This is a genomic window from Streptomyces sp. CB03238 (assembly GCF_002099185.1).
GTDB lineage: Bacteria > Actinomycetota > Actinomycetes > Streptomycetales > Streptomycetaceae > Streptomyces.
In genome coordinates, this window is record NZ_NBCN01000002.1 from 440,289 (window position 1) to 466,853 (window position 26,565).

A 26,565-nucleotide genomic window follows, 5' to 3' on the forward strand; every position below is an offset into this window, starting at 1 on the left:
CTCGGCGCGCTCGCGCTCGTCGCCGTCCTCCCCCTCGTACCCGAGGCGGGCGGCAGCGGCTCCGGCTCGCTCTCGGCGCACTGCACCTCACCGGGTCCCACCCGGTGCTCACCGCGCTCGCCCTCGCCGCCTGAGGTCTCGTCGGGTTCGGCATCGTCCTGCACCCGGCGCCGTGACGGAGACCGGAGCGTGCGCCCCGTCCCGCGGGTCTTACCGCTGGACGGGGCGCGGAATCAACGGCTTCCTCACCGCCGCCGGGACGCAGGAGTTCCTCGCGGCCGTCGACAGGGCCACGGTCCAGGCGGCCCGTCGCGCACAGGCCGCCCGCTGACCCGTACCAGCAGCGCAAGGGCGCCCCGGCTCTGAGTAGCGGTACTCATGACCGGTCCCACCGCCCGGACCCAGACTGCCGGCATGACCCGAACTCACCAGCGGAACACCCGCGTCGGCCGTACCCGCAAGCCCTCCCGCGTGCGGCGCGGCGCGGCACTGGCGGCGCTGTGCGCACTCGCCCTCACCGCCTGCGGTACCGAGCGTGCGGGCGGCGGGGACGCGAAGGCCGCCGCCGGCGTCCCTGCCCCGGCCGCGTCCGCTGCCGCCGACCCCTCGGCCGAGCCCCCCGTCGACCCCGCCGACACCGCCGGCCCGGAGTTCCTCACGTTCATGGAACTCCTCCTCTCCGTCGCCGAACCGTGCGTGGGGGACGTCCCGGCCCCGAATCTGTCGGGGGAGCCGGAGCCGCCGGAGCAGGGCGGGCCGGTGCCGCCCGCCGAGCCCCGGCCCGAGGTGCCCGTCCCGGTCCCGGACGACCCGCTGCCCTCGGAGAAGCCCCGGCCCACCGAGGCCGCCACGGAGGAGGTCGAGCTGAGCCCCGTGGAGACGTGCGCGGCGTCCCACCACGCCCGCCGCATCACCAAGGCCATCGACGGTACGCCCGACCCGACGCCGTCACACGTCAAGGAGGCCCTGCGCGGTCTCGGCTACATCGACGAGCGGATCCACGGTGTGCAACGCTCCGGCGAGAAGGTGACGTTCGTCCTCGACCTGCGGGTCATGGGCGGCCAGCTGTGTCTGTCCGGCCGCACCAACGGCACACGGACCGCCATCGAACCGTATGGCGCCTCCGTGGAGGTCGACTGTACGGAGGTGCGGCGCCGCGGCTGACCATGGGACGTGCGGGCGCCGGTCCGGGCGCCCGCCCGGTCGTGGTCACTTCCGGGCACACCGTCACGCGGTGGACACGTGCGCGTTGCGAGGGACGGAGGACGCCGGGAGGCGTCTCCGCTCCGCCCGGGACAGCATGGTGATCGCGTGCGCGAGGGACACCATGGTCATGTGGTGGTGCCGGCCGCGGAACGAGCGCCCCTCGAAGTCGCGCTGCCCCAGCCGGTCGCTCACCCCCGCCTGGTCGCGTCCCACGCGCCGGCTGAGCATCGCGGTGCGGTAGACGGTCCCGAGGCGTGGCCAGGACAGGTTGGACAGCCAGTACTCGCTCGGCGCCCGCCGCCCCGGCTCGCCCCACGCCCCGAGCGGGACCAGGTCCTGCCGGCCGTCCCGGCCGCCGCCCGGGGAGCGCAACCGCACCCGGGCGGAGCACGCCCCCCGCTCATGACCGACGAGACCCGTCGTGCCGTGCTGCGCCTGGTGGTGGAGGGCTGCACCGACGCGGCGATCGCCGCACGGCTGGGCATCAGCCCCGCACCGTCTCCACCCACATCAAGAAGGCGGCCGACGCCCTCGGCGGCCGGAGCCGGGCCCATCTGGCCCACCTCCTGGCCCAGTCCGACCTTTTCGACGTCGGCCCCAGCTGACGAAGGAGCCCGACGCGACGCCCCACCCTCCACATTCCCCACACCCCTTCCACCGCCGGAAACGGGCGGTACGGTTGCGCTCACGTGGTGACGCCGGCACAGCAATTCCGCGGGACCAGCCGGCGCACGGATGACAGGAACGGCGGACGGACACGGTGTCGATGCGGCGGATGCGGCCGGGTGATCCCGAAACCAGGTCCCTGGACCTGGTGGGCGAGAACGTCACGCAGCTGAAGAAGCTGTTTCCCAGCGCCTTCACCGAGGACGGTATGGATGTCGACGCCCTGCGAGAACTCCTGGGCGGCGCCCCGGCCGAAGGCCGCGAGAAATTCGGCCTCACCTGGCACGGAAAGCAGCGGTCGGCCGAACTCGCCCGGCTGCCCAGCGACGGCACACTCCTGCCCCGCCCCGCCGAGAGCGTCGACTGGGACACCACCAGGAACCTCATGATCGAGGGCGACAACCTCGAAGTCCTCAAGCTCCTGCAGAAAAGCTGTGCCCACAAGGTCAAGCTGATCTGCATCGACCCGCCCTACAACACCGGCCGGGACTTCATCTACCCGGACAGTTTCCAGCACGGAGTACGCAACTACCTCGCACTCACCGGCCGGCTGGACGGCGACGGCGGCCGTCTGAGCAGCAACGTCGAGACCTCCGGCCGCTACCACAGCGCCTGGCTCGACATGATGTACCCGCGCCTGTTCCTGGCCCGCAACCTCCTCAGGGAGGACGGTGTCGTCTTCGTCTGCATCGACGACCACGAGGTGCACAACCTGCGTGCCGTCATGGACGAGATCTTCGGCCCGGAGAACTTCGTCGCCACCGTGATCTGGCAGAAGGTCTATTCCCCCAAGAACAGCGCCCGGCACTTCTCCGAGGACCACGACTACCTCCTCGTGTACGCGAAGGACGCCGACGCCTGGACACCGGGACTGCTGCCGCGCACGGACGAGCAGAACGCGGCGTACAAGAATCCCGACAACGACCCGCGAGGGCCCTGGAAGGCCGACAACTTCACCGCCCGCAATTACTACAGCAAGGGCACCTACCCCATCACCACGCCCGGCGGCCGGGTCATCGAAGGACCGCCGCCCGGAACGTACTGGCGGTATTCCGAGCGGACCATGCGGGCAATGGACGCGGACAACCGCATCTGGTGGGGCAGGGACGGCAAAAACAGGCCCGCCGTCAAACGTTTCCTCTCCGAGGTCAGACAGGGCCGCATTCCCCAGACGCTCTGGTCCTACGCGGAGGTCGGCCACAACCAGGACGCCAAGCGCGAGCTGCTGGAGCGCGTCACGTTCGCCTCCTCCGACAGCGTCTTCGACACCCCCAAGCCGGTGAGGCTCATCCGCCGTATCCTCACCCTCGCGACCCGGCCCGACACCGAGGACATCGTCCTGGACTTCTTCGCCGGGTCCGGCACCACCGGCGACGCCGTCCTCCAGGCCAACGCCGAGGACGGCGGCAACCGGCGCCACATCCTCGTCCAGATCCCCGAGCCCACCGGCCACACCGACCACCCCACCGTCGCCGACATCACCCGCGCCCGGCTGCGCGCGGCCGCCGCCGCCCTGCCGGCCGCCCCCGACCGGGGCTTCCGCTCCTTCGCGCTCGGCGAATCCGGCATCCTCCGCTGGGACACCGCCCGCCAGGACGTCGAACGGCAGACCCTGGAGCTCGTCGACACCGTCGCCCCCGGCCGCACCGACCAGGATGTGCTGTACGAACTCCTCCTCGGCCGGGGCCTGGACCTCTCCCTGCCCGTGGAGAGGCGCACCTTCGGCGGTGTCGCCGTCCACTGCGCCGGCGGCGGCCTGCTCTTCGCCTGCCTGCCCGCCCCGGAAACCATCGGCAGGGACCGTGTCGAGGCCCTCGCGCACGGCATCGTCGACTGGCGCAAGGAGCTGGACCCGGCGGGGGAGGTGTCCGTCTACTTCAGGGACATCGCGTTCCGGGACGACGTGGCCAAGGCCACCATGGCGGCCATCCTCGACCAGTACGGCTTCCCCTTCGTGAAGAGCCTGTAGGAGAGGGGAGCGCATGACCGGCCTCCGCCTGCACTTCAACGCCGAGCTGGACCACCAGCGCAAGGCCGTCGACGCGGTCCGCGACCTGTTCCACGGCAACGCGCGCCCGCCCGCCGCCGGACTCGCCAACCGGCTCACCCTCACCCGCGAGAGGCTCGGCGAGAACCTGCGTGCCGTCCAGCTCCGCGGCGGCCTCGCCCCCTCGCGGGACCCCGACCCCGACGACCTGAACTTCACCGTCGAGATGGAGACGGGCACCGGCAAGACGTACGTCTACCTGCGCACCATCCACGAGCTCCACCGGCACTACGGCTTCACCAGGTTCGTCGTCGTCGTCCCCTCGATCGCCATCAAGGAGGGCGTCAGCACGTCCCTGCGGATCACGGCCGAGCACTTCAGGGCCCTGTACGACGGGACGCCGCTGACGTACTTCACGTACGACTCCGCCCGGCTCGGGCAGGTGCGGAACTTCGCGTACGACACCGGCATCCAGGTGATGGTCACCACCGTGGCGGCCATCAACAAGAAGGACACCGCCCTCATCCACCAGCCCAGCGAGAAGACCGGCGGCGACGCCCCCATCGACCTGATCCGCCGGACCCGCCCCATCCTGATCGTCGACGAGCCGCAGAGCGTCGACGGCGGCCTCAACGGCAAGGGCAGACAGGCCCTGGCGGCCATGCGCCCGCTCTTCACCCTGCGCTACTCCGCCACCCACACCGACACCTACGACATGGTCCACCGGCTCGACGCCATCGACGCCCACCAGGCCGGCCTCGTCAAGCAGATCGAGGTCGCCGGTGGCTCCGTCGAGAACGCCCACAGCCGCCCGTACGTCCGCCTCCGGTCCCTCAGCACCAGGAGGAACGACTGCTCGGCCACCGTCGAACTGGACGTCGCCGCCAAGGGCGGCGGCGTACGCCGCACCGGCGTCGTCGTCCGCGACGGCGACCGGCTCGACGTGGTCACCGGGCGTTCCGTGTACGCGGGCCTCCGGATCGGCGAGATCGACAAGACCCGGGGCGAGGAGTTCCTGCACCTGCGCGGCCCCGGCGCCGGCCGCCGCCTCCGTATCGGCGAGGCCTACGGGGACATCCCGCACCTGGAGAGGGCCCGGCAGCTGATCCGCAGGACGGTCCGCGAGCACCTCGACAAGGAACTCCTGTTGCGCCCCAGGGGCATCAAGGTGCTCAGCCTGTTCTTCATCGACCGCGTCGACCGCTACCGGGCGTACGGGGACGACGGGAAGCCGGTCAAGGGCGACTACGCGCGGATCTTCGAGGAGGAGTACCTGCGGCTGGGCGGGGCGGACCCCGCCGCCGTGCACGGCGGCTACTTCGCCCGCGACAAGAAGGGCACCTGGAAGGACGTCGGCGAGGGCCGCGGCCAGGACGGGGCGGAGGCCGAGCGGGCGTACGACCTGATCATGCGGGACAAGGAGCGGCTGCTGAGCCTGGACGAGCCGCTGAGGTTCCTCTTCTCCCACTCGGCGCTGCGGGAGGGCTGGGACAACCCCAACGTCTTCCAGATCTGCAGCCTCCGCGAGATGGGCACCGAGCGCCAGCGCCGCCAGACCATCGGCCGCGGCCTGCGCCTCGCCGTCGACCAGAACGGCCGCCGCGTGCAGGGCTCCGAGGTGAACAGGCTCACGGTGATCGCCGGTGAGAGCTACGAGCAGTTCGCCGCCGGGCTCCAGACCGAGCTGCAGACCACCGAGCGGATCCGCTTCGGCGTCGTCGAGCCGCACCAGTTCGCCAACCTGCCCTCACCCGGTGACCCCGCCGTCCCGATCGGCTTCGACGCCTCCGTACGCCTCTTCGCGCACCTCCGCGCGGAGGGGTACGTCCACTCCGCGGGCGCGATCGACACCGCGGCCCTCTCGCGGGCCCGCACGGAGAACACCTTCACGCTCCCGTCCGAGTTCGCCCCCCTCACCGCCGCCGTCGCCGACCTGCTCACCCGGCGCGCCCGCGGCCTGAGGATCAGGGACCGGCGATCGGGGACCACCACCGCCGAGGCGCCCGAGCGGGCCGTCGGGAGCGAGGCGTTCGGGGAGCTGTGGGAGCGGGTCCGGCACCGCACGGCGTACCGGGTGGACTTCGACACCGAGAAGCTGATCGCGGAGTGCGTACGCGGCCTGCGTGCGGCCCCGCCGGTGACGCCGGCGCGCATGCGCTGGACCAAGGCCCAGGTCCGTGTCACCGGGGCGGGGCTCACCATCACCGCCCGCGAGACGGCCGCCGCCCCGGAAGGCGTCGACCAGGGGGACGTCCCGCTCCCGGACATCCTCGGCGCACTGGCCGACCGCACCCGGCTCACCCGCCGCACCGTCCGGCGCATCCTGGCCGAGAGCGGCCGGCTGGCCGACTTCCGTGCCAACCCGGAGGAGTTCACCGACCTGGTCGCCGGAGTCGTCACGGCCCGCAAGCGGAGGCTGCTGGCCGGCGGCGTCACGTACGCCGAAGTCGGCACGGGCGGCGTCTACGCCCAGGAACTGTCCGAGGAGCCCGATGGCCGCGAGGGCGACGACCGTGTCGTCCTCTCCACCGGGCTCCCCTCCGGGTTCCGCGTGCCGACCCCGCTGGGCGACTACAGCCCGGACCGGGCCGTGGTGCGCGAGACCACTGACGGGCGCCGCCGTATCCACCTGGGGCCGGCGGCGGAAGGGGTACGGAACCCGGTCGGGCAGGCGGACCAGGTGGGGTGAGAGCCGGTCAGCGGGCGGCGGCGAGGACCGCGCCGGCCATCGCCGCCTCACCGGCCGCGTTGGGGTGGAACGGCGCGGCGGCGTTGGTGACGAGGGGTTCCATCCACCGGGTCGCGGTCGGCTTGCAGGCGTCATGCCCGATGGACGCGGTGTAGGTGTCCACGTACACGGCGCCGTTCGCGGCGGCCTGAGCGGCGATCATGGTGTTGAGGCGCTTGTGGGTGTCTCTCAGCCAGGGGGCGTCGCCCTTGGCTATCGAGACCACGGAGGGGCAGTTGGTGCCGTCGTCGGGGAGGATCGCGGGGTATCCGGTGACCAGGACCCGTGCCCGCGGGGCGCGTTCGCGGATGCCGTCGATGGTGGCGGCGATCTTGGGCGCCGTGGCGTCGATGGTGGCGGCGAGCCGGTCGGTGCCGGTCCAGGTGTAGCTGTTCTTGCACGGGGAGCCGGCGAGGTTGAACAGGCCGAGGGTCACGCAGCGGACGATGATGCCCGCGAAGCCGATGTCGTTGCCGCCGATGGTGAGGGTGACCAGGTCGGTGTCGGCGCTCAGCGCGTCGAACTGCGGTGGCGCGGAGCTGTTCTGCGCCGAGGTCATGTGGACGGTGGTGGCTCCTCCGCACGTGACGTCCTTGTGGGCGGTGGGTGCCAGCGCGGCGTCGACCAGAGCGGGGCAGTTGCGGTTGGAGCGGGTGCAGGCGGAGTCGACCTGGTCCGGAACACCGGCTCCGGAGGCGTACGAATCGCCCAGGGCCACATAGCGGTTGACCGGTGTGTCCGCGGCCGTGGCGGGGCTCGCGCCCAGCCCCGCCGTGAGGGCGAGGGTGGCGGTGGCGGCGGCGAGAAGGGTGCGGGTACGGCGGCTCGACGAGACTGATCGCATGACGGCGCCTCTCGGGGCTCGGAGAAGGGGCGGAGCCTTCTGCCGCCGGGGAGGGCCAGAAGGCACACGAGAGCGGCGGCAGGCGGTCCCGTCCGCCTGCCGTCGATGGTGCGAGGTGCACTGCGCGCAGTTACTGGTCAGTCGTACTGGCACGTAATATGTGGCCGGACTGACGGGCCGTCAAGACGTCCAGCGTTGAATAGTTCAGTGACCGTCCCATTCCCCGTCCAGGCCTGCCACCGTCACTTGTCCCGGGTCGGCCACGCGGACGCCCCCGGGCAGGGAGCGCAGCGCGAGACGGTCGGCGGCCTGACGCAGGACCGCGCCCGAGAGGGTCCGGGGGCAGGGACGGCAGAGGACCACGCCGGCACCGGCCCCCAGGGCGTCGACGGCCGCCGCGAACACCAGAGCGGCAAGAGCCGGATCGGCCACGCCGCGCCGTACCGCCACTTCATGGATGAGCAGGACGTCGCCGTCGGCGTCGCGGACCGCCGCCGCCAGACCGGGCGTCGGGATGCCGCCGGTGAGGTAGGCGGCCCGCGCGACGGCCGCCTCCGCCCGGCCCTGCGCCTCCAGGCAGGACCGGACGTCACCGGCCCGGCCGGCGCGCACGCGGGTCACTTCCGCCATCCCGAGGAACGCGTCGTCGGGGTGTCCCCACGGCCCGGTGCACGAACAGCGACGAGCGCTGTACGCCGGGGGAGCCCGGGCCGTGGGGGGGCAGCATGGAGTGGCACTCCAGCCGCAACTGGGGCCTCATGAGACGGCCCGCGGGTACGGGACGGGCACGCGTGGTGGCGCGCCCAGGCGGCGGGCCGCGTCCAGCGGCCAGTACGGATCGCGCACCAACTCGCGTCCCAGCAGCACCGCGTCGGCTCCGCCCTCGGCGACGATCGCCGCGGCCTGCCCGGGTCCGGTGATCGGTAGACCCGCCGCGGCCCTGCCCCGGGACGCGAACGACACCTGGTACCCCGGACGGAACGGCTTGCGCACGCCGGCGGCGACACCCCCTGACGAGGTGTCGAGCAGGTCCACGCCGTGGCCCGACAGCCGCGCGGCCAGGCGTACGGTGTCCTCCGTCAATCACGCTGGTACCTGTGAAGTGCCCCCGGCAGGAAAGGCGCGCAGCCAGGTACCCGCCGTTCCCTCCTCAGGTGCGCCCGGCCTCCGCCCCGGCCCGGCCTCCGCCCCGGCGGCCGCGCGGGGCCGGAGCTTTGGAGGCTGGGCGGATCACGCGTCGGGGTTCATGCCCGCGGCGGTCTTCTTCAGCCGGTCGATCTGGAGCTTCGCGAGGTCGTTGTAGTTCGGCTTCTCCACGAAAGTGCCGTCGCCGTTCACCACGACGACGACGCTGCCGATCCGCATCATGACCATGGTCTCGCCCTCGGCATCCTCGAAGGCCTCGGTCTCCTCGGCGCCCGCGTCGATCTCCACCGGCTTCGCCTGCTTTCCGTCCTTCTCGGCCTTGCTGCGCTCCTCGGTGACCAGGGCCTTGTACGTGGCTCTGGCGTCGCCCGGGCTTTGGAAGGCCAGGATGCCGAAGACGACCTCACCGTCGTAGTCGGAGCTGTCGCCCCCGCCGCGGTCATCCGTGTCGAAGTCGGTGCCGCCCATGCTGAGCAGCCCGCCGGAGTTGGACTCGGTCGATTCGGCGCACGCCTCGACGGCCTCGTCGCCGACCTCGACCTCGATGTCGTCACCCTGGAGGCCCTTGGGGGCGCTCGCCTTGCTGGGGAGGGCGGTGCGGACCATGTCCGGCGTCAGCGTGACCGGGGGCTTGTCGCCGTCCCCGCGGAAGGCGTCCAGGCCGTCGTCCGAACCACCACACGCCGTCAGTACGGCCATCAGCACCACTCCGGCCGCGATCCCCCGTGCTGCCTTACTCAACGTCAACCCCTCGCACTCCTTGCCGATTTGACGTGGACACTCAAGCGCATGAGGACTGAGCACGCCAAATGCGTCTCACCCGTCGCCTGCCGTCGTACCCCGTTCATCTGCAGCAGCGGATTGGAGCCGGCCCGGTGATACGGGTGGCGCGAGATCCTCACCTCACGCCCGGCCCGGTGCACCTCCCAAACGCAGGAACTCGTTGAGCTCCTGGGGCGCTCGGGGCATCCCAGTCCTACCGGTCGACGCCGTGAACTGCTGCAGGTTCTGCTCGTTGCCATGCGGGGCCGGCCGGCCGTCGCTCGTACATTCGGCGTCCGATGAGCATCAGCCCGGGCAGATAGCAATCGCTCTTGTCCCGCTGATCCCGGCGTGGCACCGACGCGGACACATCCGCCACGAATCCCGCCAACTCGCCTCGCAGGACGTCGACTTGCCTCATGTCCATCGGCTCGACATGCTCCCGAGCAGCCCTAGCGGGAAGGCCTGACGGAGTCCAACTGGGGATTTGGTGCGGCGCGATTTGCTGATCAGTGCTGACGCAGGCAAGAACGCTGACAGGTCTCGGGCGTATCGTGGCGGGGTTCAGCTATCGGCCCTCTCCGACCTGGATGACACTCTGGTCGACAGGCAGGCCAGCCCCGCGACCGGGCCGACGACTTCACTGCCTCTCGCGGGCACCCCGCCGGAGCGGCCCGCCTGATCACCGACATGCTGAGCGCCAGAGCGCGTCCGGCCGACTTCGAGCGGATCAAGGCGGCACGACACCCCGGCAGCGGGGGAGACGTACAAGCGCCGTCGCCGCGGTTTCAACACGGCCATGGAGTACGCCGTCGAGTGCGGGTACCTGGAGGAGACCCCCCTCCTCTGAGCTGGCCTCGAAGAGGACCGGGCGACAGAGAGCCCGTAGCTGAGGGTCCGAGCCGCGGGGGTTCCACTCAAACCAGCGGGCCGGTCCTTGAGACGTCGAGGTATGAGCAACATGCCTCTGCGAAGCTCACACGCGACCAGTGAGAGACAACGACAAAGAGCCGGACCCAGTAGGACTGGGTCCGGCTCTCAACGTCTGGCACATGTGCAGGTCAGCGGGATGATCACGCTGTTCCGGCTTCTGTGCCCCCGGCAGGATTCGAACCTGCGCACACGGCTCCGGAGGCCGTTGCTCTATCCCCTGAGCTACGGGGGCGTCCGCCGCGTTCGGCGGCGACGGGTAGAACCCTACCAGCTCCCGGGTGGTGGCTGTGAACTGGTATTTTCTCGGAGCGCGGCAGGCCGGGTCGCCCGTGTGGGGCGGAAGTGGGGAAAACCCGGACGCAGGGCCGGGACGCGACCTACTCTCGAGTTGTGTCAGGCGTGTCCGGCCGGGTGCTCGTCGTGGACGACAACAGGGTCATCCGGCAGCTGATCAGGGTCAATCTCGAGCTGGAGGGCTTCGAGGTCGTGACCGCGGCCGACGGTGCCGAGTGTCTGGACGTCGTCCACCACGTCCGCCCCGACGTGGTGACCTTGGACGTGGTCATGCCCCGGCTGGACGGGCTGCGGACCGCCGAGCGGTTGCGGGACGATCCACGGACCAGGGACCTGCCCGTGGCGATCATCAGCGCGTGCACGCGGTACGAGGTGGAGAGCGGGCTCGCCGCCGGGGTGGACGCGTTTCTCGCGAAGCCCTTCGAGCCGGCCGAGCTGGTACGGCTCGTGCGGCAGCTCAGGCACCGGGAGGGTCCGCCGCCGCTCGACGGCCGGCGGGGTGCCGGGTGGGCCGGGAGCGCCTGGGGCTGACCAGGTGCCTGGGGCTGACCAGGTGGACGTCCGGCGCTGACCGGATGGCGAAACCGGTTCCGCCCGAAGCCTGCTCCTCCCATACGCTTGTCCCGTGACCCCCGCAGACCTCTCCCTCACCGTGCTGCACGCCGTGCGCCGCGCGGTCGGCGAGGGTGCGCTGCGGGCCCCGACGCGGGTGCCCGAGCGGGTCACGGTGGAGCGGCCCCGGCCCGGCGGGTGCGGGGACTGGGCCACCAACGCCGCGCTGAAGCTCGCCCGCGAGGCCGGGATGGCGCCGCTCCGGCTCGCCGAGGTGCTGCGGCCCCGGATCGCGGAGGCCGACGGCATCGAGCGCGTCGAGATCACCGGGCCCGGCTTCCTCAACATCACCCTGGCCGACCGTGGCCGGCACGCCCTGGTGCGGGAGATCCTCGACAAGGGGGAGCGGTACGGGCACGGTGACTCCCTGGCCGGGCACACCTTCCGGCTCACCCACCGTGGCGACGTACGCGCCACCGTCATGGCCGACGCCGTACGGCGGCTGCTGGTCGCGCAGGGGGCCGACGTACACGACGCCGGGGCCACCACCGTGACCCTGAGCCCCCTCTCCGCCGCCTACGACGTCCACGCCCTCGGCCCCGACGCCGCCCGCTGGGGCCTGCTGCGGCCCGCCGCGCACGACCGGCCCCTCCCGCCCGAGGGGCTCCTCGTGCAGAGCGAGGCCAACCCGCTGTTCACCGTGCGGTACGCCCACGCACGGGCCAGGGCGCTCCTCCGCAACGGCGCGCAGCTCGACATGAGCCCCGCGTACGAAGAGGATGTCGACGCGCCCCGCCTCCTCACCGCTCTCGGCGACCACCCCGCCGTTCTCGAAGCCGCCGCCCGCCACCGCGCCCCCGACCGGGTCGCCCGGCACCTGGAGGCGACCGCCGACGCGTTCCTGGGGTTCCAGCACACCGTGCTGCCCCTGGGCGACGAGAAACCCTCGGCCGCCCACCGCTCCCGGCTCGCCCTCGCCGAAGCCGCCGGGACGGTGCTGGCCGGCGGCCTGGCCCTGCTCGGCATCAGCGCCCCTGACTACTTGTGAGAGAGAAATGAGCCGTTCCGCACACCCCGCCGGGCCCCGTCACGCCGATGTCCTGCCCGAGGGCCACTACGCCGCCCCGCCCACCGACCTCAACGCGCTCGACGAAAAGGTCTGGGCCCGGACCGTCAGCCGAGACACCGACGGTGTCGTCCAGGTCGGCGGGATTCCCGTGACCCGGCTCGCCGAGGAGTTCGGCACCCCCGCCTACTTCCTCGACGAGGCCGACTTCCGCGTCCGCTGCCGCGCCTGGGCCGACGCCTTCGGCAAGGACGCCGACGTCTTCTACGCAGGGAAGGCCTTCCTCAGCCGGGCCGTCGTGCGGTGGCTGAAGGAAGAGGGGCTCAACCTCGACGTGTGCTCCGGCGGTGAGCTGACCACCGCCCTCGACGCCGGCATGCCCGCCGAACGGATCGCGTTCCACGGGAACAACAAGTCCGCCGAGGAGATCGAGCGGGCCGTACGCTCCGGCGTCGGGCGGATCGTGCTCGACTCCTTCCAGGAGATCGTGCGGGTGGCACACATCGCGCAGAGCCTGGGCAAGCGGCAGAAGGTGCAGATCCGGGTGACCGTGGGCGTCGAGGCCCACACCCACGAGTTCATCGCCACCGCCCACGAGGACCAGAAGTTCGGCATCGCGCTCGCGGGCGGCGAGGCCGCCGAGGCCGTACGGCGTGCGCTGAAGCTCGACGGGCTGGAGCTCATCGGCATCCACTCCCACATCGGGTCGCAGATCTTCGACACCTCCGGATTCGAGGTGGCCGCCCACCGGGTGGTCGGCCTGCTCAAGCAGGTCCGCGACGAGCACGGCGTCGAGCTGCCCGAGATCGACCTCGGCGGCGGCCTCGGCATCGCGTACACCTCCGACGACGACCCCCGCGAGCCGCACGAGATCGCCAAGGCGCTCCAGGACATCGTGACGCGGGAGTGCGAGGCTGCGGGTCTGCGCACGCCGCGCATCTCCGTCGAGCCCGGCCGTGCCATCGTCGGGCCCACCGCCTTCACGCTCTACGAGGTCGGCACCGTCAAGCCGCTCGCGGGGCTGCGTACGTACGTGAGTGTCGACGGCGGCATGTCGGACAACATCCGCACCGCCCTGTACGACGCCGAGTACTCCGTGGCGCTCGTGTCCCGGACGAGCGACGCCGGGCCGATGCTCAGCCGAGTCGTCGGCAAGCACTGTGAGAGTGGCGACATCGTGGTGAAGGACGCGTTCCTGCCGGCCGACATCGCGCCGGGGGACCTCATCGCCGTACCGGCGACCGGCGCGTACTGCCGTTCCATGGCCAGCAACTACAACCACGCCCTTCGCCCGCCCGTCGTCGCCGTCCGCGACGGCGAGGCGCGCGTGATCGTCCGGCGCGAGACAGAGGAAGATCTTCTGCGTCTCGATGTCGGTTGATGAAATAGATGTCTCATAATCCGGACGGAAGGGAGAAACTTCCGTCCGGTGAGTGAGACTGGTCCACACCGTAGAAGTATGAGAAGTGAGGTCGGATGATGCGTACGCGTCCGCTGAAGGTGGCGCTGCTGGGCTGTGGAGTGGTCGGCTCAGAGGTGGCGCGCATCATGACGACGCACGCCGACGACCTCGCGGCGCGCATCGGCGCTCCCGTCGAGCTCGCCGGTGTGGCCGTCCGCCGGCCCTCCAAGGTGCGTGCGGGCATCCCCCCGGAGCTCATCACCACCGACGCCACCGCCCTGGTCAAACGCGGGGACATCGACGTCGTCGTCGAGGTCATCGGGGGCATCGAGCCCGCCCGCACGCTGATCACCACCGCCTTCGAGCACGGCGCCTCCGTCGTCTCCGCGAACAAGGCGCTCCTCGCCGAGGACGGCCAGAACCTGTACGCCGCCGCCGAGCAGCACGGCCAGGACCTGTACTACGAGGCGGCCGTCGCCGGCGCCATCCCGCTGATCCGCCCGCTGCGCGAGTCCCTCGCCGGCGACAAGGTCAACCGGGTGCTGGGCATCGTGAACGGCACGACCAACTTCATCCTCGACAAGATGGACACCTCCGGCGCCGGGTACTCCGAGGCGCTGGACGAGGCGACCGCGCTCGGGTACGCCGAGGCCGACCCGACCGCCGACGTCGAGGGCTTCGACGCCGCCGCCAAGGCCGCCATCCTCGCCGGGATCGCCTTCCACACCCGCGTACGCCTCGACGACGTGTACCGCGAGGGCATGACCGAGGTCACCGCCGCCGACTTCGCCTCCGCCAAGCGCATGGGCTGCACCATCAAGCTGCTCGCCATCTGTGAGCGGGCCGCCGACGGCGGGTCCGTCACCGCGCGCGTGCACCCGGCGATGATCCCGCTCAGCCACCCGCTGGCCTCGGTGCGCGGCGCGTACAACGCCGTGTTCGTCGAGGCGGACGCGGCCGGTCAGCTGATGTTCTACGGCCCGGGCGCCGGCGGCTCGCCGACCGCGTCCGCCGTCCTCGGCGACCTCGTCGCCGTCTGCCGCAACCGCCTCAACGACGCGACGGGCCCCGGCGAGTCCGCGTACACCCAGCTGCCCGTCAGCCCCATGGGCGACGTGGTGACGCGGTACCACATCAGCCTCGACGTGGCCGACAAGCCGGGCGTCCTCGCCCAGGTCGCGACGGTCTTCGCCGAGCACGGCGTATCCATCGATACGGTGCGCCAGCAGGGCAAGGACGGCGAGGCGTCCCTCGTCGTCGTCACCCACCGCGCGCCCGACGCCGCCCTCTCCGGGACCGTCGAGGCGCTGCGCAAGCTCGACACCGTGCGTGGTGTCGCCAGCATCATGCGGGTCGAAGGAGAGTAACCAGCAATGACTCACCAGTGGCGCGGAATCATCGAGGAGTACCGCGACCGGCTGCCGGTCACGGACACCACCCCCGTCGTCACCCTCCGTGAGGGTGGCACGCCGCTCGTGCCCGCGCAGGTGCTCTCCGAGCGCACGGGCTGTGAGGTCCACCTGAAGGTCGAGGGCGCCAACCCCACCGGCTCCTTCAAGGACCGCGGCATGACCATGGCCATCACCCGGGCGAAGGAGGAGGGCGCGCAGGCTGTCATCTGCGCGTCGACCGGCAATACGTCCGCCTCGGCGGCCGCGTACGCCGTGCGCGCCGGGATGGTGTCCGCCGTCCTCGTGCCGCAGGGCAAGATCGCGCTCGGCAAGATGGGCCAGGCCCTCGTGCACGGCGCCAAGATCCTCCAGGTCGACGGCAACTTCGACGACTGCCTGACGCTCGCCCGCTCGCTGTCCGACAACTACCCGGTGGCGCTGGTCAATTCGGTCAACCCGGTCCGTATCGAGGGCCAGAAGACCGCCGCGTTCGAGATCGTGGACATGCTGGGCGACGCCCCCGACATCCACGTCCTGCCCGTCGGCAACGCCGGCAACATCACCGCGTACTGGAAGGGCTACAAGGAGTACGCGGCGGACCGGATCTCCACCCGTACGCCCCGCATGTGGGGCTTCCAGGCGTCCGGCTCCGCGCCGATCGTGCGCGGCGAGGTCGTCAAGGACCCGTCGACCATCGCCACCGCGATCCGGATCGGCAACCCGGCCTCGTGGACGTACGCGCTGGCGGCGCGGGACGAGTCGGGCGGGTTCATCGACGAGGTGACGGACCGTGAGATCCTGCGCGCCTACCGGCTGTTGGCCTCCCAGGAGGGCGTCTTCGTCGAGCCCGCCTCCGCCGCGTCCGTGGCCGGCCTGCTGAAGGCCGCCGAGCAGGGCAAGGTGGACCCGGGGCAGACGATCGTGTGCACCGTGACCGGAAACGGCCTGAAGGACCCGGACTGGGCGGTCGCCGGAGCGCCCCAGCCGGTCACCGTGCCGGTCGACGCGGCCACCGCGGCGGAGCGGCTCGGCCTCATCTGAGCGCCGGTCGAAGTCTGGCCGAAAACCGCAACCCGCACAGCGCCGTACACAGGAGCACAGGCAGGCTCGCGACACGCATCGTGCGCCTCCTGTGCGCCCTATGTCGCCACAGAACCTTCCTTCGATAGGCTGTACCGAACCCACCCCGCCGCATATGCCGCGGTGCTGTTGCCGTTGACGCCGCTGCGGCCCATGGGTCTTCGTACGTCTCGTAAAAACCCCGAAACCTCGAAAACCGCGACGCCTCGTCGTCAGATGCAAGGAGAGTCATCGAGCGATGGCCGGTCCCGCGTTCCGCGCCGCCGCCGTCCGGGTGCGCGTTCCCGCCACCAGCGCCAACCTCGGCCCGGGCTTCGACGCCCTCGGCCTGTCGCTGGGGCTGTACGACGACGTCGTCGTCCGGGTCGCCGACTCCGGACTCCACATCGACATCGCCGGAGAGGGCGCCGACACCCTCCCGCGCGACGAGAGCCATCTGCTCGTACGCTCCCTGCGCACGGCCTTCGACCTGCTCGGCGGGCAGCCGCGCGGCTTGGAGGTGGTCTGCGCCAACCGCATCCCGCACGGCCGCGGCCTCGGCTCCTCCTCGGCGGCCATCTGCGCCGGCATCGTCGCCGCCCGCGCGGTGACCATAGGCGGCGACGCCAGGCTCGACGACGCGGCGCTGCTGGAGCTCGCCACCGAGATCGAGGGCCACCCCGACAACGTGGCCGCCTGTCTGCTCGGCGGCTTCACGCTCGCCTGGATGGAGGGCGGTGCCGCCCGGGCGATCAGGATGGATCCCGACGATTCCATCGTTCCGGTGGTTTTCGTCCCCGGGAAGCCGGTCCTCACCGAGACCGCCCGCGGCCTGCTGCCGCGCACCGTCCCCCACGTGGACGCCGCGGTCAACGCCGGCCGCGCCGCGCTGCTCGTCGAGGCCCTGACCCGGCGCCCCGAGCTGCTGCTCGCCGCCACCGAGGACCGCCTCCACCAGGAGTACCGGGCGCCTGCCATGCCGCAGAGCGTGGAACTTGTGAACCGACTGCGTGCCGACGGCGTTCCCGCGGTCATCTCCGGCGCGGGCCCCACGGTGCTCGCGCTGGCCGAGGACGGCGCGGCGGAGAAGGTCGCGCGGCTGGCGGGCGAGGGTTGGGCGGCCAACAGGCTTGCCCTCGACGTCTCCGGTGCGAGCGTTCTGCCGCTCGCACCGTAGGTACACGGTTGCCGGTGTTGGAGAGGGGGAATGTTTGTTGGAGCCGGTAGTGTTAACCTCAAGTCTGCACCCGACGTCTTTGTGGCGCGGTGCTGAGTGTCCCCATCCGGGACCACCATTCTTCCGGGAGCCTCCTCCACTGCCTGAGCAGCCTGCCTGAGCAGTTTCGAGCACGCTCCGGAACCGGCGCGCGACACCCCTCGCTTTTCCCAGGAGCGGGCCGAGCAGGGGGCCTCGGGCCGGACCCAAGCACGTTTTTTCTCCTCCGCCGTACCCGGCGGGACCACCGCCCCGACTCGGTCCACCGATCAAGGACCGCTGTCGGACAGCACAACCGGTCGCCGAGCCAGAAGGCCGACGTCCGCTCCAGGGAAGGACCCTTCGTGAGCGACACCACCGATCTGATGGGCGTGACTGCCGACAACAGTGTCGACACCGCCGCGCCCGCCGCAGGTGCTGCCACTGGCACCACGTCACGGCGCCGCCGCTCCGGCACCGGCCTCGAGGGCATGGTCCTGGCCGAGCTGCAGCAGGTCGCGTCAGGCCTCGGCATCAGGGGCACCGCGCGGATGCGCAAGAGCCAGCTGATCGAGGTCATCAAGGAGGCGCAGGCCGGCGGCGGCGCATCCGCGCCCAAGACCGCCGACGCGGCCGGAGGCGCCGAGACCAAGCCCAAGCGCCGCACCACCTCCAAGGCCCGCACGGGCGAGGAGGCCGCCGACAAGGCCGTCGACAAGAGCGCCGACAAGGCCGAGAAGGCCGCCGGGAAGGCCGACAAGGCCGACAAGGTCGTGGCGCAGCAGCAGATCGAGATCCCCGGTCAGCCCTCCCCCAAGCTCTCGGCCTCGCCGGAGCAGGGCGGTGCCCCCGGTGACGACCAGCCCGCGGGGGAGCGCCGCCGACGCCGCGCCACCGCGCCCGCCGGCAGCCCCGAGGGCGACGTCCGCACCGAGGCCCGCGCGGACGTCCGTACGGAGGCCAGGACCGACACCAAGACCGACGGGCAGCCCGAGGCCAAGGCCGAGGCGTCCCTCGACACCGCCGAGGGCAGCCGGGGCCGCCAGCGCGACCGCGGCGAGCGGGGCGGCGACCGTGGCGAGCGCCGGGACCGTCAGCGTGACCGCCAGCGCGACCGCGGCGGCAAGGGCGACGACCAGCAGGGCGGCGGCCAGCGCCAGCAGCGCCAGGGCGGCCAGCAGGGCCAGGGCGGCCCGCAGGACGACTTCGACGACGAGGGCGGCCGCCGGGGCCGTCGCGGCCGCTACCGCGACCGCCGTGGCCGTCGTGGCCGCGACGACTTCCAGGCCGGCGAGCCGCAGGTCTCCGAGGACGACGTCCTGATCCCCGTCGCGGGCATCCTGGACATCCTCGACAACTACGCGTTCATCCGGACCTCCGGCTACCTGCCCGGCCCGAACGACGTGTACGTCTCCCTCGCCCAGGTCCGCAAGAACGGCCTCCGCAAGGGTGACCACGTCACCGGTGCCGTGCGCCAGCCGAAGGAGGGCGAGCGCCGCGAGAAGTTCAACGCGCTGGTCCGCCTGGACTCCGCCAACGGCATGGCCGCCGACTCGGGCCGCAACCGCCCCGAGTTCAACAAGCTGACCCCGCTCTACCCGCAGGACCGCCTCCGCCTGGAGACCGACCCGGGTGTGCTGACCACGCGGATCATCGACCTCGTGTCGCCGATCGGCAAGGGCCAGCGAGGCCTGATCGTGGCCCCGCCGAAGACCGGCAAGACCATGATCATGCAGGCGATCGCCAACGCGATCACCCACAACAACCCCGAGTGCCACCTGATGGTCGTCCTGGTCGACGAGCGTCCGGAAGAGGTCACCGACATGCAGCGGTCGGTCAAGGGCGAGGTCATCTCCTCGACCTTCGACCGCCCGGCCGAGGACCACACCACCGTCGCCGAGCTGGCCATCGAGCGCGCCAAGCGCCTCGTGGAGCTGGGTCACGACGTGGTCGTCCTGCTCGACTCGATCACCCGCCTGGGCCGCGCGTACAACCTCGCGGCTCCCGCCTCCGGCCGCATCCTGTCCGGTGGTGTCGACTCGACCGCGCTCTACCCGCCGAAGCGCTTCTTCGGTGCCGCGCGCAACATCGAGGACGGCGGCTCGCTGACCATCCTGGCCACCGCGCTGGTCGACACCGGCTCGCGCATGGACGAGGTGATCTTCGAGGAGTTCAAGGGCACCGGCAACATGGAGCTCAAGCTCGACCGGAAGCTCGCCGACAAGCGCATCTTCCCGGCGGTGGACGTCGACGCGTCCGGCACCCGCAAGGAGGAGATCCTGCTGGGCAGCGACGAGCTCGCCATCGTCTGGAAGCTGCGCCGGGTGCTGCACGCGCTCGACCAGCAGCAGGCGATCGAGCTGCTGCTCGACAAGATGAAGCAGACCAAGTCGAACGCCGAGTTCCTGCTCCAGATCCAGCAGACGACCCCGTCGGCCGGCAACGGCAAGGACTGACGTCCGCGGCACAACGGCACACGGAACACGGCACAAAGGGGCCGCTCCGTCACTTCGGTGACGGGGCGGCCCCGTTTTTCACTGTTTTCTCACCCGCCGCTGGTCAAGCGGCAGTTGACAGCTGTAGCATCAGCGCCCTGAGGTGGGGGGATTCCGCCGCGCAGCACGAGCCGAGGCCAGGGGGGTTTTCCGGCTCGCTGCCCGCACACCAGCCGTACCCCGCCATCGTCATGGACTTTTCCGGCGTGGCAACCGCGCTTCGCCGGGTCGACCCAAGGGGTTTACTCAGTGCAGATACGCACGCGCGGCGGCCGTCACCGGCGCCGTATGACACTGGCGCTGCCGGCCGCGGCCGCAGTCGTCGCCCTGGTGGGAGCGGGAATCGCGGTCACCGGTTCGGACTCCGCGGAGGCGGGTGAGGGCCCGCGGATCAGCACGGACGCGCAGAAGCCCGCCGAACCGTCGAAGAGCGAGCTGGACAGGCGCGTCGCCGAGGCCATGAAGGCCGACGCCAAGAGCGAGCGGTCCCTGGTCAAGGACCCGGACGCCGCGGCGTCCGACAGTGACGGCGCGCCCAGCGCTCGCATCATCGGCGGCTCCGAAACCACCATCTCCACCGCGCCCTGGATGGCGCAGCTCCACTTCAAGGACAGCACCGGCGCGGGGTACTTCTGCGGCGGCGCCGTGATCGCCCCGACCAAGGTCGTCACCGCGGCGCACTGCGTCAAGGGCATCAAGTGGTACGAGAGCGGCGTGGTCGTCGTGGGGACGGATCAGCTGCCCACGGACACGGGGCAGAAGGACGCCAATGGCAACCCCGTTATGGACTACCACGGCGGTCAGACGGCCATCGCGTACCGGCAGTGGAACCACCCGGCCTACAGCCCGTACACCCTCCACGCGGACGTGGCCGTCCTCACACTGACCTCTTCGGTCTCCGTCAAGCCGCTGCCGCTCGCGCAGCCGACGGACGGCGCGCTGTACCAGGCGGGCCTGGACGGCAAGGTCTACGGCTGGGGCCGCACCAGCTCCACCGAGCCCAACAGCGCCTCGCAGACGCTGAAGGTGGCCGACGCCGACATCGTCTCGGACACCAACTGCGCCGCCGCCTACCCGGACGGCTTCATCAAGGGCCACATGCTGTGCGCCGGCGCCGCGCCGACCGGCAGCGACGAGACCAGCGAGACCACCTGCAACGGTGACTCCGGCGGCCCGCTGGTCGTCAGTGGCCGGCTCGTCGGCATCGTGTCGTGGGGCGACGAGAACTGCTCGGCCGCCGGCAAGTACGGCGTGTACGCGAAGGTCTCCACGTACTCCGCGCCGATCCAGTCCCGCGTCGACGACGCCAACTGGAACTACGACCACACCGCGGACCTGCTGGCCCGCCGTGCGTCGGACTCGACCATGTTCGCGTGGACGTCGAGGGTCACCTCGCTGAGCCGCACGGAGAACATGGGCAACTTCGGCGGCTACACGCTGGCGCTGCAGAACGACCTCGACCGGGACGACTACGCGGACATCCTGAACCGCTACAACGGTGACGTCTACTGGTCGCACTTCGTCCCCACCGCCGAAGAGTGGCAGCACAAGCTCGTCGCGAAGGGCTGGGGCAAGCACAAGGCGATCCTCACCCCCGGTGACGTCACCGGGGACGAGCTGCCCGACATGGTCGCGGTCGACTCGGCCGGCACCATGCGCGTCTACCCGGGCCGGGGCAACGGCGGCTTCAACGCCCCCGTCTCCGTCGGCACCGGCTGGGGCAAGTTCACGATGATCCGCGGTCACGGTGACTTCACCAACGACGGCAAGGCCGACATCTTCGCCCGCGCCTCGGACGGCAAGACCTACCTGTACAAGGGCACCGGCGTCGCCACCAAGCCGTGGTCCGCGCCCGTCCTGGTCGCCGCCTTCGGCTCCATGAACGCCCTGGTCACCACCGGTGACGTCAACAGCGACGGCGTCGCCGACGTCCTCGCCCGCGACACGGCCGGCAAGCTCTGGCTGTACCCGGGCAACGGCAAGGGCGGCTTCCTCGCCCGCAAGGACTTCGGCACCGGCTGGCAGGCGTACAACCTGCTTGGCTGACGCCTTTTCACCGTGCTGATCGGTGCCCACCGCCTCGCAGGCGGTGGGCACCATTCGTTTTGAGAAGTCTCAACCTGTTGCAAGGGGCGGGTGCTTCTAGGCCTGTACCGGAAGCTCAGTTAATGCTCAAATCTTGATCATTAACCGGCGGAGGGTCGGCGAAGGTGCTTAGGTATACGTGAGTCCGCAAGGGCTCGCGTATATCCCTTGGGGGGATTCATGAAGAGACCTTTTCCCAAGAGCGGCAGATCTGCGCTCGTGGGAGCATGTGCTGTTTCCCTGCTTGTCGGATCGACATCCGTGGCACGAAGCGATGCGGATTCGCCGGCAATGGCTTCGGTTGCTGACTCAGTCACCGCTTCGTGCCCTTACGCTGTGCCCTCTTATGTGGTGACGGTCGCCAGCTACGCCTGGCCCACCATTCACAGGTATGTGGATTGGGATCCGGCGAGTGCGGAGGGCAGTTTCTTCAGTGCGGAGCAGAGTGCGAAAATGGACTTCGGGACGAGGGCCTTCTCGGGAGGAGGTGGCAGGATCTTCGTGACCGGAGAGCCCTCTACGGCGGGGGAGTACGGTCTCAAGTCACATCAGGACAAGTCTGAATTGGGCGGAAATCTACTCACTCCGGAGTACAAATTCGAGCTCCGAGCCGGCCAGAACTTCTCCAAATCCACGCACCTCTGGTCGGACCGGAGTGGCCGAGTCGTCAATGTGGACAGCGCAGGCGCCGTCAACGTCTACGTGATGCAGTTCCCCGACGGAACTCCGGATTCTGCCCGCATGTCGCGGCTGGCGCAGATGCCCGCCGACCACCCGGCTGCGGTGGAACTGAGGAAGTCCACTCAGGTGTGGGCAGCCGGAGACAAAGTCTACGGATTGCTGAACGGAACAATACGTTCCTGGGATTACAGCGCCGCATTGAACAGCATCACTCTGGGGCCCGGCCCGTCCGGGACGGTGGTGCTCACCGGGCTGACCGACGCGGTCAGCGCCTGGAGCTCCGCCCCTGGAGTCTTCAACACGCGAACAGCCGGCGGAACGGTGAGGAGACTGGCAGGAACGCCTACCGCGCTCGTCAATGACGACGTCGCGGTCGGTCTGAAGGGTTCCGTCTTCGCGGGTGCGGCTGCCTGCCTCTCCAGGCCTGGTGACGAGAAGCCTTACTTCGGCCAGCCCGTGGACGACTCCGACGTCCCTCCCGTGCCGGCCGCTCCCACGCCATCCGAGCCTCCGACCGGTCCCGAGGTGGTCTCGGGCAGGTTCCTGCTCCCGAACGGCACCCCGGCCGTCGGTATGAAGGTCCTCGTGGAAGCCGCTGATCTCATGCCGGAAGACGACTCCACGGTCAACCTTCCTGACCTCGGCACGGCTATGACCGACGCGAACGGCAATTGGTCCCTCACCCTGCCGGACACGTTGCCGGCCGCCGTGCAAACAGCCGTGGACAACAACGGTGGCGCGCTCAACGTCACGGCCACCACCGTGGCGACCACGGAATCGGGCGTCACTCTCGTCGGCACCAACAACATGACAGCGGCCCCGAAGAACCCCAGCACGGGGGCGCGCTCGACGTTCGCCGTCACCGCAAGTGCAGCGGCTCCTCCCACGGCGGAACTTCTTCCGACCGGAGGCGGTGATTCTGTCGCCACCGATCCGACGCCGGAGCAGGAGAAGACGACACACGCCGCTCGCGTCGAGGCCGAGCCGCGGTACGACGCCGCGTCGCAGGCGGCTCCGCTATGGCAGAACGACCGTGGTTCGTCGGCGGAAGAGTACAACCCGTATCTGGTCGACGGTGTCGACATCAGGTCTCAGCGTGTGACGCCGCGCATTGATACCTGCTCTGCCACAGCGCGGGTCGTCTCGCGCCAGATCTCCTACACGGTCGCAGGCGAATCCCATGCGTATTGGGACGCTGCTGGAAACGTTGAGTACACGTCGAAGCTGTCCAACTCCATAGATGTCGGGTACAGCGTTTCAGGACAGTTCTGGAAGGTAAGCGGCTCGATGTCGATCGCGAGCAGTGCTTCCGGGGTGTCGGGTTTCAGTTGGCGTGGCCCTTACTTTGCCAAGCAGTGGAAGGTGCCGATCGAGTACAACAAGATCAGAAAAGTCACCACGTGCGGTGGACTCGAGGTGACTGATCCTTACTACGAGATCCGTCCGTCCAAGTTCAAAATCCCGGCAGGCGGCGCTCCCGGAGTATTTGGCAAGGACGCGCGACACCTGGATGGTCCCACTCGTTACGCCGCCTCAAATCCGAGGTATCGCAGCCACTTGACGGCGACGGCCACCTGGGCGCTCGAAGTTGGGAAAAGCGTCAAGTACTCTGGAGCCGCTGAAGTTTTCGGATTTTCTCTCGGCGGTTCGGTCATGTACGACCATGATCACAAGCAGAACATCAGGGCTGGCGGCCGTACGGCCAGGAAACACTACATCTGGGGTTACAGTGCGCCTCCCGGTGCTCAAATGGGTGTCATTTACTCGAACTAGCGTCATATGGTTCCTCTTCCCCCCCGTAATCCTGATGGTTGCGGGTTGCAGTGAAGAGGAAATGCAAGAGAAGGCGCGAGTCGGTAAGGCGCTCAACGGTGGGAATCACTCGGCAGGTACTGTTGGTTATCCTCATGCATCCGTGGGCGACATTTTCTGGTACGCGCTGCCGCTGCCGACGAACATGTCGGATCAGGATGTGAAGGTAGTGGGAGCCGAAATATCTGACGTACCGCCGGGTGTGGAAGTCGTCGGATACGGCGCCTATCACCTGGACGACACGGAGGGAATTCCCCTGCTCTACACGGACAAGGATCCGAACGGTCCGAAGTTCCGAGAGCTGAAGGACTACTCGAAGGGGTTCAACGTGAAGGCCAAGGCAGTGAGCGACTTCGTCTACGTTGCCCAGCTCCGCATCACCGGGAAAGTGCAGAAGAACCCAACGGAATGCAGGTACGGCTACCGGCAGGGCGGGAAGCTGTACAAACAGCCCCTTCGATGCTCGTTCGAGTTGCGCTTGAAGAAGTAGTCACTGCGTCCGTCGGTGCGATCTCCGTCACTCGGACCCGAGTGTCTGCGCTCTCCGTATCGCTCTGGCTGCTGCCGCGTCGCCCCAGGTGAGACACCGTCTGTGCCCATCGCGCACCCGCGCGGTGGGCACAGCGCGCTCTCAAGGACTTCTTATCCGGCCGTGCAACCCTTTGGGCCGCCTCCCCGTCTGACAGGCCGGCAGCGCCTGATCACCACGGCTGGGGGTAGCGGAACCAGCGAGGGACTGAGGAGAGCATGGCAGAGCAGGGCAGGACCAGCCGAATACGCGCCACCGGACGCCGACGTCGCGAACCCGCCAAGGGACGCAGGGCGCTCACCGTCGCCGCGTGGTCCGCCGCCGGACTGGTGCTGGTCAGCGGCTGCGGGCTCGGGTACGTCTACTTCACGCTCAACGGCAACATCCAGAGCGTCGACATCAACGCCCAGCTGCGTGACGACGACCGCCCGCAGAACGTCGACAACGGCTCCATGGACATCCTGGTCCTGGGCTCCGACTCCCGGTCCGGCGCCAACGGCGAGTACGGCAGGGACGAGGGCGCCGCCCGCTCCGACACGGCGATGATCCTGCACCTGGACGAGGGCCACCGGAAGGCCAGTGTCGTCTCCGTACCGCGCGACACGATCATCGAGCGGCCCGACTGCACCGACAAGACGGGTGCGAGGGTCCCCGGCGAGCGCAAGGCCATGTTCAACACGGCGTACGAGGTCGGCGGCCCGGCCTGCGCGGTGAAGACGGTCGAGAAGATGTCCGGCATCCGCATGGACCACTACATCGAGGTCGACTTCACCGGCTTCAAGAAGCTCATCGACGAGCTCGGCGGTGTCAAGGTCACCACCACCGAGGCGATCAAGGACAAGAGCAGCCACCTCGACCTGGCGCCGGGCACCCACACCCTCACCGGCGAGCAGGCCCTCGGCCTCGTACGCACCCGCAAGGGCGTCGGCGACGGCAGCGACCTCGGCCGTATACAGCTCCAGCAGGCCTTCATGAAGGCCTTCATCGAGCAGGCCAAGAGCGTCGGCGTCTTCACCAACCCCAAGAAGCTGTGGGACCTGGCCGACACCGCCACCAAGGCGATCACCCCCGACTCCGAGCTCGACTCCGTCAAGGAGCTCGCCGACTTCGCGGGTGGCCTGAAACAGCTCGGCGCCGACGACGTCCACATGATCACGCTGCCGGTGCGGTACGACCCCGCCGACCTCAACCGCGTCGTCCCCCTGCAGGCCCAGTCCCAGCAGGTGTGGGCCGCGCTCAAGGCGGACCGGCCGATCCCCGCCTCCGCCACCAAGGACGCCGCCAAGGGACACGCCGACGGCGTGGTCAAGTAACCCGGAATAGATCCGGCCACCCCCCGGTTTTGGGAGATACGGCCGGTCCTGGCAGACTGGTACGTCGGCCCCGGTTCACGCACGCGCAGCCCGCACGTGCGACCCGGCGCCCTCCCGAAACTAGGAGACACCTTGAAGCGCGACATCCACCCCGAGTACGTCGAGACGCAGGTCAGCTGCACCTGTGGCGCGTCGTTCACCACCCGTAGCACGATCCAGGGCGGCAACATCCGTGCCGAGGTCTGCTCCGAGTGCCACCCGTTCTACACGGGCAAGCAGAAGATCCTCGACACCGGTGGCCGTGTGGCCCGCTTCGAGGCCCGCTTCGGCAAGAAGGCCGGCTCCGCCAAGTAGCGAGCCATTGCGCCGGTCTCCGGCCGCCCCGCGTCGCCGGGGTGGCCGGGACCGGCGCTTTGCCG

Annotated in this window: 21 protein-coding genes, 1 tRNA gene and 1 pseudogene; 16 read left to right on the plus strand and 7 right to left on the minus strand. The window is 70.0% G+C overall.

Annotated features, from left to right (window positions below; all coding sequences use genetic code 11):
* The first annotated feature begins 172 nt into the window (after window positions 1-172).
* Together BKD26_RS40085 and BKD26_RS41050 are read left to right on the plus strand one after the other, a co-directional pair.
* The gene (locus BKD26_RS40085) at window positions 173-331 is read left to right on the plus strand and encodes a hypothetical protein (protein ID WP_179166408.1); all 159 of its coding nucleotides are present in this window, start codon (window positions 173-175) and stop codon (window positions 329-331) included.
* Window positions 332-414: 83 nt separating this feature from the next.
* Window positions 415-1,164: a hypothetical protein gene (locus tag BKD26_RS41050; protein ID WP_241518534.1), complete on the plus strand. Its 750-nt coding sequence runs from the start codon at window positions 415-417 to the stop codon at window positions 1,162-1,164.
* A gap of 63 nt (window positions 1,165-1,227) precedes the next feature.
* Here the strand turns inward: BKD26_RS41050 and BKD26_RS40090 are convergent, their stop codons facing one another.
* Window positions 1,228-1,584, minus strand: a complete 357-nt coding sequence (locus BKD26_RS40090) for a hypothetical protein (protein WP_179166409.1) — start codon at window positions 1,582-1,584, stop codon at window positions 1,228-1,230.
* Window positions 1,585-1,972: 388 nt separating this feature from the next.
* On the opposite strand from BKD26_RS40090, the gene BKD26_RS04810 reads away from it, so the two are divergent.
* Window positions 1,973-3,841 (plus strand): site-specific DNA-methyltransferase, encoded by a 1,869-nt coding sequence (locus tag BKD26_RS04810; protein WP_084896077.1) that lies wholly within the window; start codon window positions 1,973-1,975, stop codon window positions 3,839-3,841.
* A 13-nt stretch (window positions 3,842-3,854) separates the two neighbouring features.
* A complete protein-coding gene (locus tag BKD26_RS04815; protein WP_084896078.1) occupies window positions 3,855-6,548 on the plus strand; it encodes a DEAD/DEAH box helicase family protein in 2,694 nt (897 codons plus the stop codon).
* A gap of 7 nt (window positions 6,549-6,555) precedes the next feature.
* On the opposite strand, the gene BKD26_RS04820 is transcribed toward BKD26_RS04815, so the two are convergent.
* The 6 genes and pseudogenes from BKD26_RS04820 to BKD26_RS04845 form a co-directional block, all read right to left on the minus strand.
* Window positions 6,556-7,431, minus strand: a complete 876-nt coding sequence (locus tag BKD26_RS04820; protein ID WP_084896080.1) for an SGNH/GDSL hydrolase family protein — start codon at window positions 7,429-7,431, stop codon at window positions 6,556-6,558.
* A gap of 204 nt (window positions 7,432-7,635) precedes the next feature.
* Window positions 7,636-8,052 carry a hypothetical protein gene (locus tag BKD26_RS04825; protein ID WP_143662605.1) on the minus strand — a complete coding sequence of 139 codons (417 nt, stop codon included), beginning with the start codon at window positions 8,050-8,052 and terminating at the stop codon, window positions 7,636-7,638.
* Window positions 8,053-8,187: 135 nt separating this feature from the next.
* Entirely contained in the window at window positions 8,188-8,514 is a 327-nt protein-coding gene (locus tag BKD26_RS04830; RefSeq protein WP_084896084.1) for a hypothetical protein, read from the minus strand.
* 147 nt (window positions 8,515-8,661) lie between these two features.
* A complete protein-coding gene (locus tag BKD26_RS04835; RefSeq protein WP_143662606.1) occupies window positions 8,662-9,318 on the minus strand; it encodes a hypothetical protein in 657 nt (218 codons plus the stop codon).
* A 252-nt stretch (window positions 9,319-9,570) separates the two neighbouring features.
* Window positions 9,571-9,766, minus strand: a pseudogene (locus BKD26_RS41055) (IS701 family transposase); the annotation flags it as partial.
* Between the two features lie 666 nt (window positions 9,767-10,432).
* A tRNA-Arg gene (locus tag BKD26_RS04845) sits at window positions 10,433-10,504 on the minus strand.
* Window positions 10,505-10,614: 110 nt separating this feature from the next.
* Between BKD26_RS04845 and BKD26_RS04850 the strand changes: the two genes are divergently transcribed.
* From BKD26_RS04850 to rpmE, 12 genes are all read left to right on the plus strand, one after another.
* Complete coding sequence (locus BKD26_RS04850; protein ID WP_084896088.1) at window positions 10,615-11,097, plus strand: response regulator; 483 nt, start codon at window positions 10,615-10,617, stop codon at window positions 11,095-11,097.
* Between the two features lie 94 nt (window positions 11,098-11,191).
* On the plus strand, window positions 11,192-12,166 hold the full coding sequence (gene nrtL / locus BKD26_RS04855; protein WP_084896090.1) for an ArgS-related anticodon-binding protein NrtL: 975 nt from the start codon (window positions 11,192-11,194) through the stop codon (window positions 12,164-12,166).
* A gap of 7 nt (window positions 12,167-12,173) precedes the next feature.
* A complete protein-coding gene (lysA, locus tag BKD26_RS04860; RefSeq protein ID WP_084896091.1) occupies window positions 12,174-13,565 on the plus strand; it encodes a diaminopimelate decarboxylase in 1,392 nt (463 codons plus the stop codon).
* Between the two features lie 98 nt (window positions 13,566-13,663).
* Window positions 13,664-14,953 (plus strand): homoserine dehydrogenase, encoded by a 1,290-nt coding sequence (locus BKD26_RS04865; protein ID WP_084896244.1) that lies wholly within the window; start codon window positions 13,664-13,666, stop codon window positions 14,951-14,953.
* Between the two features lie 6 nt (window positions 14,954-14,959).
* Window positions 14,960-16,018 (plus strand): threonine synthase, encoded by a 1,059-nt coding sequence (gene thrC, locus BKD26_RS04870; protein ID WP_084896093.1) that lies wholly within the window; start codon window positions 14,960-14,962, stop codon window positions 16,016-16,018.
* A 277-nt stretch (window positions 16,019-16,295) separates the two neighbouring features.
* Window positions 16,296-17,213, plus strand: coding sequence for a homoserine kinase (thrB, locus tag BKD26_RS04875; RefSeq protein WP_084896095.1), 918 nt, complete (start codon window positions 16,296-16,298; stop codon window positions 17,211-17,213).
* Between the two features lie 383 nt (window positions 17,214-17,596).
* Entirely contained in the window at window positions 17,597-19,687 is a 2,091-nt protein-coding gene (rho, locus tag BKD26_RS04880) for a transcription termination factor Rho (RefSeq protein ID WP_084896096.1), read from the plus strand.
* A gap of 288 nt (window positions 19,688-19,975) precedes the next feature.
* Window positions 19,976-21,772 (plus strand): trypsin-like serine protease, encoded by a 1,797-nt coding sequence (locus BKD26_RS04885; protein WP_241518535.1) that lies wholly within the window; start codon window positions 19,976-19,978, stop codon window positions 21,770-21,772.
* Between the two features lie 387 nt (window positions 21,773-22,159).
* A complete protein-coding gene (locus BKD26_RS39680; protein WP_143662607.1) occupies window positions 22,160-24,265 on the plus strand; it encodes a hypothetical protein in 2,106 nt (701 codons plus the stop codon).
* Between the two features lie 142 nt (window positions 24,266-24,407).
* A complete protein-coding gene (locus BKD26_RS04895) occupies window positions 24,408-24,794 on the plus strand; it encodes a hypothetical protein (RefSeq protein ID WP_143662608.1) in 387 nt (128 codons plus the stop codon).
* Between the two features lie 257 nt (window positions 24,795-25,051).
* Complete coding sequence (locus BKD26_RS04900; RefSeq protein WP_084896105.1) at window positions 25,052-26,146, plus strand: LCP family protein; 1,095 nt, start codon at window positions 25,052-25,054, stop codon at window positions 26,144-26,146.
* 132 nt (window positions 26,147-26,278) lie between these two features.
* Complete coding sequence (gene rpmE, locus BKD26_RS04905; RefSeq protein WP_073754354.1) at window positions 26,279-26,500, plus strand: 50S ribosomal protein L31; 222 nt, start codon at window positions 26,279-26,281, stop codon at window positions 26,498-26,500.
* The last annotated feature ends 65 nt before the right edge of the window (window positions 26,501-26,565 follow it).